Here is a 13,896-nt window from a genome sequence, read left to right on the forward strand (position 1 = left end):
TTTTTAATTGAAGAGCGATTTCCTTAGCCACAGCACGGTTCGATGCTTTACATAAACCACCTACGTCAATCAGAGTTCTTGTATTAGGAGAAAAAGAATCGGCCAACTGTTTAATAACAGCCGTTGTATAATCCTCGCCTGTTTTGCTAAAACGGGAAGTATCCAGAGAAATGGTTTTTTGACAATTTTTTCTTCCCATAATACCCAAAGTCATATTGCCATCGGCCGCAGGATCCAACATATTTTCTTTAAAGTGGGAAGAGGTATCCCCTGCCGTACCCGAAAATCCAATCACCGTATCATGGATCGTTCCTTGCTCATAGCGATTACTATTGGCTTTGCCGGCATCAAATTTGATCTGATCCTGGATGATGGTGCGAGCCAACATCTTTCTGAAGGAAGTCGCCGGGATTTCTCCTGTTTTTATCCGTTTTTCCAGCTGGACAAAATAATTCCTCCTTTCCTCATTGCGAATCAGCGGGTCTTCTATTTCTGCTAATTCTTTGATCTCGACAAAAAGTGTTTTAAATTCCGGATCAATGGCCTCTCCTGATGGAGCTAAGAAAGATTTCTCACCAAGACCGTTTCTAAAGGAGTCAATTAAAAATTCCAAATGAGGGTCTTCGTTGATTTCTGTTCTCGGATCCAGATAATACAACAGAGTAGTAATGGCCGTCACTTCTGGATTATCAAACCTGGAGCCCTGAGGTTTTGGTGTGTTGGCTGCTGAATAAGGAACAGCTATCAATAAAGGCGTTTTTGAGGCCTCTCCTTTTCCTGTCCTAAGAGCATCGTAATCATACAACTTAGAGCCGTCTTTTCCATTTTCAAACCAAACACCAAAATCAGTACCAGGTTCTTTTTCGGTAAAAATGCTGAGCATGACTGAATCTGTCAGAATCGCACGCATTAAATAAATGTCAGTACTGTTTGCCGGAGTCACTGAGGAAGGTTGTTTGACTTGCAAAGACGTGATGTAATTAAAAATACTCTCATCTTTATCCTCAATACCAAACCGTTCCAATAATACCTTGGCAAGGTGCTCTATGGATTTATCTTCTGTGGCACCTATGGTTTGGGTAATCACTTCTAAAGGATAGATTTCAGCCGTATCCAAAGGAACTTTCTCGCCAGCAGTATAATTCACCTCAGTCGTAGCAGGATCTTGAGTCGCATCCAATTCATCAAATACAGAAATAGTAGATAATGAGCGAATTTCATTCAGTAATGAAATACACTCCATGAGCTCTTTTTGCTGTAAAGGCTCATTAGTCAACTTCATCAACAGGTCTAAGAAAATCTTGGCCTGACATTCCATAGAATTGCGTACATTCGGTGCTTGAACCAGAACCTCACGATGATCCCTGACTCTTTGATACAAGGCGAGTCTCTTCTTCAAGTCCGCCTTAATGTCTTGCAATGATTTAAGCCTAGGACTGTTTTCCCCCATATTAGGCTCTGGATCAGTCTCTATTCGATAGCGTTGGAAATCATCTTTTACTGCACGGCGGCCCAGTAAATTAGTCAAAGTGACGGACATGTCAGAGGTATTGGTTTCAAGCGCTGATTTAGGAACGATAAAGCGAACGAGTCTATCGCCCGTTTTGTACAAAGCAACCAAAGGCAATAAGGAGGTTTTACCAAACCCCATTCTCGCTTGGGCGGCATCAATTTTATCAGGATCCGTCTCGTCATCCAGTAGTAATCCCCTGAATATATTCACTTGACGCGCATTACAACGATGACCAAATTCTGATTCAAACAGTAAAAAGGCTCTTTGCATTTTTCGATCTTGCTCGAATTTCAAAGCCTCTTTCTCTGTAGAAATATTTTCTAAAGCCAGTGTAGAATCAAGAAGCTTATCTAGTTGATAGTTTCTTCTGATATGCAGCATCGCAATCGCTTTCGCGTCTTGCCCCATTTTGAAGGTGTCTTGTATATCATTTAAGTGATCTAGTTCCGTTTTGTAAAACAGCAACCGGGTCATGGCATTATTCAGGACAATCTCGGCTTGAGCACGCTCTTTCTCAGGGAAATAAGATAAAATACTGCTGTAGTCATTTAAGAGATAAGCCGAGTTCAACTCAGAAAATGGGATTTCTGAAGATGCCTTGTCTAAAGTAGATTTCACTTTATTCAAAGCCTCCAAATACTCTATATTGCATTCTTCCTGAGCTTCTTTCACTTTTTGCATGAGTTCATTCTTAGAGCCTGCTTTGATAGAATAGCTTCCCCCATTGACTGCCGTTTGGTAAAAAAATGTTTCAAGCTGGTCTGAAATCGCATTAATCTGGCTTATCTCAAAACCGACTTCCGTCAGATAACTGGCAATTTTTGCAGAAGAATAAAACTCACTAGGATGTTTGGTTAATTGGTATTTGTTGTCCATATCCTTAACAGGGCGTATCCATCCCTGATCTTGCATCAACTGAAACAGTGCTGTCACATGCTCTTTTGTTAATTCGCCAATCCCTGCATGATTAGAGGTAACACTAAATAACTTCTCAAGAGTATGGGCATTAAACAACCCATAGTTTTCATAATAGTACCCTTCCTCTTGGGCTTGAACTGATTCCTCAAATCCTTCCAGGCCATGTAAACGTTGTTCCAGCTCGATCTGTTCCTTATCAATGAGTGATCGGGGATTATCATGCAAGGTAAATTGAATTAAGGTGCGGCTCCCCAATGACCCAATAGGCATGTTGGTCGTCTTTGTTTTGATACTTACAGCTTTTTTCTCACCGGTATCAACCTTTGTCACGGGTTTGGAAAATAATTCTTGCAATTCTTTATCTGAAGTAAATTCCGACTGTATTGCACGCCAGAGTTCCATAAACTGAGGTAACGGAGGCTTTCCATGCAACTGATTGGCTTGCTTGACTTCTTTAGTAAATTCAGTCAATAACTTGCTGCAGGCAGGCCTATCCCAATTCTTTAATTTACCGGTTGCAGCAGCACCTCTCTCTAATAAATGGTGCTGCAGTTCTGTACCAATCAGCATAATGAGAGCAAATCGCTCCTCCTTGCTTAAAGATGATTTCTCTTGATATTGTGCTTTAAGAGTTCTTAATCCTTCTAACTCATTAGGTTTCAAAGGAGATTTCAGTACATTGGTACCCAATAGTCGGGCAAACACTTCGGTTTTACCTGGCATGACACCAACATGAAGAATGCTTGCAAAGTCTTTCGCTTGTAGATCCCCTTCTTTAACTTCAAAGGTTCGCAGATGAGTATCTTCGGCATAAGCTTTCTGTAATGTTTTTTTGCTTTGCAGATAAGTCTCTTTAGCTTGTTCATAATGTATGGCCAGTTTCTCTCTGCCTTTGCCCCCATCCCTGAAATCAACATAAGCTTGTTGCATTTCTTTTCTTAATCTTAAATTTTCTTTCTCAAGTACTTGAATTTGTTCTGAATCAGGAGCAAAAATAAAATACTCTGGAGTAGTGATTTCTTTAATCCGAGACGCGCAATCGTGAATTTTTTTCTCCACTTTGCCTCGGGCTTGTTGACTCAATAAGTCCGATTTGGTAATAGTAGAAAGCTGTTTTTGCAAGTCTTTCATTTGCTCGTTCAATACGTTAACTTCTTCCCTTTCAAAATCTGTCAATTCTTTCCATGTGTAAGCACTGCCTTGTTTAGCAATTTGAAGATGCCTTCTTGATGTCTGATCGGTCAGATTATCCGTCATCAGATAGTCACCTGTTTTCTCATTATGAAGAATGTATTTGGCGATGGAAGGAACATACACTGTACTTTTATCCACTCGAATCATTTCATCGCTTGGAAAAACTTGAGACAAATCCTGAATCATGGATAAATCACCTGTGGCATCCAGTGAGATAGCGGTTTTATTACCAAGATGATCTAGTAGGAAACCTTTCCATTTGTCATGGTGATACGATAACGTTAAAACTGGTTTAAAGTCTGAAGTATAGGCATGGAAAGTACCTTTGGAATCTATGAAAAAATGTTCGGCATTCAATCTTCTTCTTAATGCCATGGGTACGGAATCCATCCTCTCTGGAGACAGGTATTGTAACATTTCGGTAGAACCGTCCAAAGTTCTTAATTCTCTTTGAACGATAAGCTCACCATTACTAAGTTGTGTCACTGAGGCCCTGACTTCCTTGTCTTCTACATAAACATATCCTCCACCTTGAGGTTTAAAAGGAAGGTTATTAATTCCCAATTCGTGCAATGCAATATGGGATTGCATGTAGGCAGGCATCACACCCAATTTATTATTGCCAACATAGATTACGCCGTGTAACACATCCAGGCTCTTATGACCACCCAACATAATGAAGCCAGGGATATCTGAGGAGGAGGGCGCGGTCACCGTTACTCTCGGTCCATCAAATTTTTGGTCACGTACATACTCACTAAAAACAGTATTGAACAATGAGGCTCGCTTGGCGTGTAAATGCCCTGAAAATTGGATAAGTGTATCTTGTAACTTATTTATATTCGATTGAACTAAAGACATCTCTCTGGTGTATTCAAAATTACCTTTAAGACTGGAAAGAAAATCTTCGGATGCCTGATCAACAATCAATTGATAAGCTAAATTGGAACAGATTAATTGCGCATACAGCCTATCCAATGCCCCCACATCCACAGGTTTTTGAAGAAGGGCTTGCTCAATTTTAAGCGAAAGCAAGTTAATTTCTTTAGCAAATCCCAATAACCGCTCTGCCCCATCTTCACTAGAACTATTAGTTAATGTCGATATAAAAGATTCCGTAGCTTTAGCGTCATAGGCTTTGGCTTTCGTATTGTCCTGGAATAACTGAGGATCAATGTTGGCGCATCTCATGAACACTTCATCAAGAAACACGGGATGAGGTACTTTTAGTTTGCAAGGCTCACCTCCATCACCCAAACTTAATCCCTTTAAAAAATTTAAGAGTTGATGTTTTTCACCGTTTGTCCCCTGTTGAAAAGCATCTAATATAGCCCTGGAAAACAATTCTCGACCTTGAGTACTATTAATCCCCTCGCTTGAAAGAAGCTTTGGATTGGAATAATAATTGATAAATTGATGGGCTAATAACGCATCACCATTACGCATAGCCAAGCGATCAGCCAATTTGCGTAGATTAGTATCGGCTCCTTCTGCTGTTTTTTCTTTACCATACGACGTTAAAGCAATTTGAAGCCCCTTTTGCCCCTCATATAATCCTTCCAAACCAACCGGCGATTCGTGAAGCGCCATATCGACTTCTTTCAGTAGGCTAATATCTTCCGGCTGAGTGCCTCCAGGCGATAACATCGCAATTTTTTTTGAGATCGCCTCATCTGGAGGCACAATCAATCTTTCCCATTGTTTTATAGTCGAATAGAACCTTGAGTTAACTTTCGTCTTTTGGGACTCTTCCACTGCAATTTGCGATAAACCTAATTTCATCAAAGACACAAGAAGTTGAGTGCGTTCATTATTCTCCAGCTTCAAGAAAGAATCTTTAATGGAATTCTCCTCATCTCTGTAGTGAGCGATGAGGGTATTGGCTATTTCCAGTGCCAAATCTTGGGATGGAGGATTGGGTAAATCGAAAATCTTGGCAACAGAGGAATAACAAAATTCAGTAATGCGCTGGGCTTTATTCTCCAAACCACTGTGAGATTTTAATTTATACAAATAACCTTTTACCTCATTATAATATTGCTCACATTGCTCTTGAGAGGTCCCTTTGAGAGCAGGCAATGGATTGTCTCGTAAAAATTTTAAGGTACTCCCATCCATTGCTTCTCTTTGCGATGGCAATAAAAATTCTACATCAGGGGGAACAAAACCTTCCTTCTCTACAGCAGCAACACTATGCTGAGCCCTTAAATCTTCGCTCTTTAGTTGAACTAGCTCAGAAGAGGACAGCTCTTTCTCTTTAGATTTGGACGCTATCCCACTCATCGCTTTCTTAAAGCGTTTTAAGAGAACAGTTGCCATTTCTTTACGCTGGTCATGGTATGCTTTTATTTCCTGATCGCTAATCGGTTTCCATCCCATTCCTTCAATCTGAGTCTGAGTAAGATCGATTGGATACCCAGCCTCTTTGAGGACAGCATATTCAATATTGGCTTTTTGCTCTATAAAATAATGGAAAGCTTGGTTAATACCCACACTGAGATCGGCTGCATGTTTCTTTTGAATCTGATATAAAAGATCTGGTTTTTCATGCTTTAACCAGATAGCAAACATCTCGCGAACCCACTCCTCTTTAATTGCTTTCGGTATAGGTTGTTTACTGATTTCTTGCGACCGAGTATCGATCTTTAGGTATTCCTCATTGCCACTTTCAAGGGAGGCTATATCACTGGCATCAGAAATATTGGTACTTAATATGACCTTGCGCTCAACTATCTCATGGACTTTTGTTTTAAGCTTTTGATTTAAACTTTGAATTTCTTGGAATACGGAGCCTGGCAAAAAAGTATTTTTTCCTTGTTTATAGAACTCAATCCGCTCTGCTGCGGTTTGATGATACATATTCCGATTGCGGACCTTCTCTGGGCCCATTCTACCGGCAGACAGCTCATCTAAGACCCTGTATTCCGCATTGGTTTGTAAGCGATTACTGATGACTTTTTGTCGATAGCGATTGTTTTGTTCAATCCTGTCATTGATTTCTCTTTCAACATCATCCACTTCAAAGGTTTTTATCTCTTCTTTTAAATATTCCCCGACACTTTCTAGTTCTCGCTGGGCGTTTATAAAAGCAAAATTAACCTCATTAATAGCTTGTAAAGCCTCATCTTTTGATTTTAATTTTTCCAGTATATTTTCAGCTCGGGCAATTTTATTTTTCGGCGAACCATTAACCCCTGCATCTCCTTGTAATATACTAATTCTATTAGAAACAGAAAGCTGTAATCGCTCGAGTTCCCCCAACTCTTCTTGTAATAGTTTTTTATGAAGTTCCAGATTTTTTAATTTTATTGAGATTTTTCCTTTACTTTTTTCCTCAGTCATTTCCTTGTCAATGACATCAAGATTCTTACTGCATTGCTGAATCATTAATTCCAGTTTATCCTTATGTTGGGAAAGTTGCTCAATCGCTAACTTTAAATTTCCCACTGTTCTAGTTATATCTTCTTCAAGTTTTTTCTCAAACGCTCTATATTGTGTCGGGTATACTTCTTTGGCATACCTTTTTTCGATTTCTGGTGAGGCATTCCGTAAATAATCTAAAAGCCCAATGACTTCTGGCTCTGTTAAAGATCCTTTATTCTTAACCACTAGTTTAAAAAAGGTAGCCTTATCGATCTCTTTTCGAGTACCATCAATATTAATTTCTATTTTAATATCATCCTTTCTTGTAAAGCCTGTAGTAAAGGTCACAATATTGGCAGCTTTCAAATCCTCCAAAGTCACCTTGCGCGCTTGTCGATAACTGGCATGGGATAAGCGTTCGCCTGCTGAATGGATATATCGTTCATTAACACTTAGTTTTTTTATCTGATGGTTGATTAACTGTATTGATGCTTGCCAAGCACGAGCTGCTGCGTATCCGCTTAGTTTTTCCAATGCCTGGGCATCAACTTTTCCATCAGCATCTGTTTTTAAAGGCACTCCTCCAGAACTCCAGTCGAAGGGAGGATCTTTTCTATAGACCTCAGGAGAAAAAATAGCCTTAATGTCGTCTTGTCGATTCCCTTTCTTTAAATAGTCATAATAAGCTTTTGCATGATTTGCAATTTTGGCATCGATACGTTCAATAACCAAATTATTCTTTTTATTTCCCTTTTCAATCAAATTTTCGCGTGCTTTAAGTAAATTTTTGAAGAAACTCTCGTAATACTCCTTGGAAGGTGCCCCGGAAATCTCGCTTAACAGCATGGAAGTTTCATGGAGCTCTTCTGGAGAAAGAATTTTTGGCTGAATATTTTTTAGCATAGGAATGTATTCGATTTCCAATAATGGTTCTTCCTCTTCTCCCTTGCTTCCACCTTTTTTCCCCAAGATATCCTCTAGTAAGCCGTTTTTTTGTTCAATTAATACAGCCATCCTAAGTTTTTTGTATGTCGGTTTACCTAATTCATATAATTGGCATGACTGTAATCTTTTCGCGAAACAGTTATCAGTGTTTTGAGAGTGCTGTAATAGAGGATCAAATTTAGGTGGGGATTTTGGATCTGCGATAGCTGTAAATTTATTGATATAAGCCAAATATACTCTTGATTGATTCCATAATGCCCTAATTCTGTTAATAAGCCACATTCTACTGAGTTCTTCCCTGGTCGTATGAGTTAACCCTTCCTTTATATTGGTTTCAGCCCACCCAGCATAGGAATGTTGACGAATTAAGTTGTTGAAATATTTTAATCCAGTTTCAGAAAGTAATTTTTCTGCCGGGATTGAAAAGCTTAAAGCATTGGAGCGCTTCGCTTCATATCCCATCATGCTTATCTTTAATAGACCTACCAAGCCCTGAGCCAGGCTGCTATTTTCTAATGCGCCAGAAGAATCATAGCAAGTTAACTTAAATTGCTTCCCTGTTCTTTGTATCGAGAGTTTCATGGCATGGCCTTCTAACCCTGTGTCTAAATACAAAGATTCGCCATCTTTAAGATCAGCACATGCGTTTAATACAGATTTGCTGAGAGCACGAAGATTATCTTCAAACTTTTCTTGCTCTTCATCATATTTTTCTTTTGGCTTTATTGGCTTAAACCCACCACGTTCCTTATCTGGCTCATATCCGCCCCATGAAAACGCAAAGCTGCCAATAGCATTGTTTAATGACCTTGATTGGTCAGAATGTTCTTTATACGCTTTAATCTGTGCTCTTTCCTCAGCTGAAAAGCTCAATCCATATTCGCTATAGCTACCCTTCTTTTCAAGAAGACTTTTAATGTCTTGTGACTCCATAGCAGTGACAAGAACATCGTCCCCTGGAGAAGCAAATATGTGTATATCTCTCAAAGGATTATACTCTTCTCCGCTTGGAACAGCTTTAGTAATAGTATTGTACAGAGTTTTAACTGTTGCATCGTTGTCATTTGTTTCAGCGAAGGATTCAGCAACACTACTTAATTGGCCATGTTTTTCGCCTCTTGTTCCAGCAACCACTTGCGAAGATAAAACAATACCATATCGTCCATTAATTGAAGCCTCTCTCATTTCTCTGGTACGCGCTTTTGAATCTCCAATGCCAGTCTTCCCTGTTAATGCACTGGCATATCTTAATCCCTCCCGGCGCATCTCATCAAAAGCTTTTTCTTCAGCCTCTTCTAATTTAACTTTGTATGAATCTTTTTGTACTTCTGGAATTTTATCCGAGCTACTAAAAATTCTAGAAAAGATCCCTTTTATTGCGGACAAAGCTCTGGATGGCCAAGATTTTATAGCTGACCAAGCTCGAGATAACCAGGATTTTTTAGGCTCTTGTGGTTCTACTTGAGTTTCAACCTGAATTTTGCTTCTAACTTCTAAATTGACTTGCTTGGCATCCTTTATTATCTTTTGCCAGAGATTAGATTCCCACTGAAGATCACCATGTTTTTTTCTCCACTCCTCTTTATAGGCCTCTTTCCATTTTTTGGATTGATCTTGGTTTTCTTCACCCTCTTGTTTTCGTCGTTTGATTTCGGTTTCTACAGCAAGATACAATGCTTTACCCTGCTCATTTTCTTGAGAGCTTAACTTGTGTTCCAGAATAAATAACTCATCTTCAGTCGCTCTTCCCAGGAAGAGTTTTGTCGCTTCCTCATTCACCAGCTCTGATAGAATTGCCGTTGTGAGATTATTGAATAATATTTTCAACTGACTACTAACACTTTGATTTTTTTGCAGTGCACTTGAAATCATTTGATTCTTTTCAGATTCGTCACCAAATTGTTTTTCACGGGCAGCCAAGACTTGTTTGAGATATCTCCTACGATCCAAGTCTTTTATTTTCGGCAGAACTTCTGAATGCAGTATCTTAATTTCATCAATATCCAGTTTTTCTATAAACAAACCAACTTGTTGTAACTCTAAACTGGAAAATATATCGGCGATTTCTTTAGAATATTTACTCATCACCAACAACTCCTCGCGCCTTTTACATCGCTTTGACCTTTGTAGGACATTTTTATAAATAACATGCTAAACATCATTCGAGATATGAGATGCTGAATTTTTTCAGTTATTAAAGAATCTATCATTGGACCAATACATACCTCATACTTCTAACAATAAAATATCAACCAAACGCTAAAATCTTGACTGACATCAACAATAGATCAAAAAATAACCACTAAAATCATAATAAAATCTTTTGCCTTAATTATAGATCATTATGATTAATAAGAAACACTCTAATAACTGCAGTATACGCCCATAAAATTAAAAAAATATTAACAATTAGATTTCTTTATAATTATTATGGTTATTGTTAAATGCTCTTTAATCTGAGATTCACTTCATCCCTATGGGCATCGATTCGAGAATAAGCTTAGGAATACATAACTAACCTATGATTTTGAAAAGAAACAGTGTGCTAGCACCCAAGTATTTACTTTATTTTTTTTGAATCTTATGCTCTTTATTTCCCTCTTTAATATCCTCTGGTTTTTTCTTATAGAAACCTAAGCTTGTATGGGTAATCTTCATTTGTGTTTCTGGTTTTTGTAGTCCATCAGTAACATCGGAAACAACTTCTTCCCCTCGAATTTGCTCTTCCTCAGCCAGAGTTACAGTATTTGGTATTGGTGATTCTGCTATTACTACTTCTTTAATGAGTTCATCAACTACTTTAGAAAGAACTTCTTTCTTTTGAATTTGTTCCTCGTCAACTGTATATACGGTTTGTTGAGCTGTCTTTTGGCCTAGCAGTTCGAGCGTTACGTGGCATCCCCTTTCTTGGATTACCACAGCGGAATCTCTAACTATTTGAGCTGCTTTTTCAAGAGAACTTTTAGCTTGGCTCTCTGCTTCATCAAGACCATGCAGGTGTACGAATTGTTCATGCATGTCTTCCTCTATACTGTAGAACTCAGGAGGAATGAACGTGAGTATGGCAGAAGCTGAAACATCATCACGAATTATTTTGCCAAGATCAAAATGAGTATCAAGAAAACTTACGGCATCATCTTGGTCTACAACAACCTGATGATCCTTAAAAACAGACAATAGTTTATTAATACCAGAAAGCAATTTATTAAGAGCTGATTTTTCTCCCTTAAGCTCAGCGAACCTATTAGTATTGTTCTGAATTTTCCCTGGTAGTTCGCGGTATTTGTTCTCTAACGCGGCAAGTTGTTCTGCTTTTTGAATCCTGGCTTCGTTAATTTCTTGCTGAATCACTAACACTTCTTCGTCGAGTCGCGCGAGTTCCTTTTGAGCATCTGGAAACAACTCTGCTTTGAAAGCATCTATCTTACCTAAATCAGGAGATCGATCTTTAACCGGGATAAAGTGATCCAAATTGTACTCAAGCCATTTATATCCGGCTACATAACGAGCACATCGTTGCGAAATAATACCAGCAAGCTTGCTAGTAACCCGTATATTTTGCACCCTTAACAACTCTTGAACCGCTGCAGATAATTCCTCCCTGGAAATAGCGCCTTGAGGAGGTGATTCTAGTGTTGCTGGAAGTTGAATATCAGGTTTTCTTTGGATTATGTTTTCATAGATACGTGCATACAAATCTCGTCGCTCTTCTGATGGCGTCTGAGCGACTTGAAGAAAACGATTGTAAATGATATTGACTATTGCATTTTTAGTGGCGTTTAGATTGGCCTCTTTATCAGGCCCAGGAGTAAAAGAGCAGCTCAATCTATTCATTATCTCCGTAGTACTTATATCAGGATTTTTAAATTTATTTTTATTATGAATCGCAAATTGTCTTATCTCCTCATATATTTTTTGATCAAAGTCCTCAAAAGACAGGTTTTTCCCTTTTGAACTAGTTATTACTTCCCCTATACAGGTCTCAAACTCTCTCCATACTTTATATTTTTCATCATCGCTCTTACCTTCTCTGTTTATAAGGTAAGAGTACAAATCATTAAACTGAGATTTTAAGACATCATTTAAATTCATTGACCATAATTTAATATCTTTTCCAGGAGAATGAGATGCTGCGTGCATTGCCTCCATTATGGTGGAATCTTGTCGGCTAGAATGACTCATCACTTCATATCTTCCTGACAAAGCATCGTAAATCATACCTGTATATTCGTTTATTTTTCTATTTAACTCCTCCGGGGTTAAAGTTTTAACTTGATCCGCTTTATGAATCTCATTGAGAAAATGATCTATCATTGGTGCTATACCGACAAAATATTTACCCCAACCAATTCGGGTCCCCCACTCTTTATTGTTTCCTAATCTCATACTACTTAGAGAGTTAATATTTTGATCGAGTTTTTTTTCGTGATAATCCCTAAGATTAACGACTCCTTTCATTCCTTCAACATAAAGACTTGCCATTTTGGTTTTTGTACAGCTAATAGCATCCAATTTTCTCTTTTCTAGACTAGCTATTCGTTGATCAAAATCGTCAATAATCATTTTCTTGGTCTTTTTATAATTCTTTAGTTGCTCTCTAAGGTTTGCTCGTTCCTCCGTTGCATTGTTATAATCTTCCTTAATTTGCTCCACAACTTTCTTAAGCTTAGATTGAGAATCAGCAAGATCTTTTTGGGCTGGTTTTTCCATTTCAGCCAAAATACGTTTATTGAGTTTTGATGAAATAAAGACTTTAGCTCGTCCTTCACCTTCACCCAATGATATAGTCACCCCCCTTTTTTCAAACCTCTCTTTGAATACTAAATTAGTTTGTTCAATTTGAAGTAGTATGTCTTGTTGCTTATCTCCATGGAAACCCCATTGGGGTAATATAAAAGGAGGTTTTTCCTGAGAGATATTTTGTCCTTTAAACTGCATGTCTAATGACGGTTGAAGTTGCTCACTTGTACAAATCCCATCCAGAGACTTGGCTAATGATGCAATATTATCACCAGTGATTTGATGTCTGTAAGATGAAAAATACAGTTTTTTCAACAAAGAATCTTTTAATGATTCAATTGCAGCTCCCGTAATTGGTGCAAGCCCATGTCCTTTTTTCATGCGGACATCATATAAGCTCCATGGCGGAGAAACAGGTGCGGCTTTAAATAAATTAGCTTCATCTTGGTTAATCAAAATAACCTTGGGATTGCCCTCTTCTCGCGCGAGAAAATAACGTACTGGCGGCAAAGGATTACCAAATTCTTTCGCTAGTCGCTCTTCCAATTGATAGGTAGGGCTGCAGCATATTGGATCGTCCTCATTAAATAAGTGTTGCATATGAACCACTTGGTTCGCTCTCGCTAATTGCTGTAATTCTTCGCTCTGAGATAAATAAGAGATAGAAATAGCTTCTAATGGCAGCCCGTACTTCCTTAATCGAGCCTCAATAACAACTTCCTCATTGGCTACCTCAGAGAATGAATGAGTTTGAGTTTGGCTTTGGCTTTGTGATTGACTCTCAGATTGACTTTCTGTTTCTGATTGCACCTCAGCCAATGCACTTGTTGCAGAAGGAATAATAAACTCATCACTCAATTGAGCCTTTCTTTTTTGGATAATTCTTTCTTCCATCTCACGGTAGGGTGTTTTGGCTTGCTCAGTAAGACGAGGAAAATTCATAGTATCTCTTGCTTGATCTACCATAGTAAAAACATCAGTCATTCGTCTTTCAAATGATTCCTTTAGATCCCTGACAAAATCTTCTTTCTGCACCTTACCATAGACCTTACCGTATTTCTCAGCTAAGTTCATGCTACTCCAGAGATCAAAGGAGAGATTTTATTCAGTTCGTCAATGCATTGACGAAAAGTAGTAACTTGCTCCTCTGTCATTGGTGGTTTGCTCTGTGACATTAACTTAGTCAATTCAGCCTGTTGTTGCAAAATGGCATTCTTAATAAT

The 13,896-nt window shown here is 38.5% G+C and carries 2 protein-coding genes; both read right to left on the reverse strand.

Annotated features, from left to right (window positions below; translation table 11 throughout):
• Nucleotides 1-10,018: DUF3638 domain-containing protein (locus OK13_RS11950; RefSeq protein WP_035891069.1), on the reverse strand; the 10,018-nt coding region annotated here is incomplete at its 3' end.
• A 480-nt stretch (nucleotides 10,019-10,498) separates the two neighbouring features.
• The gene (locus tag OK13_RS11955; RefSeq protein WP_035891071.1) at nucleotides 10,499-13,747 is read right to left on the reverse strand and encodes a hypothetical protein; all 3,249 of its coding nucleotides are present in this window, start codon (nucleotides 13,745-13,747) and stop codon (nucleotides 10,499-10,501) included.
• Nucleotides 13,748-13,896: the final 149 nt, after the last annotated feature.

The sequence above is a fragment of the Legionella norrlandica genome (genome assembly GCF_000770585.1).
Classification (GTDB): Bacteria; Pseudomonadota; Gammaproteobacteria; order Legionellales; family Legionellaceae; genus Legionella; species Legionella norrlandica.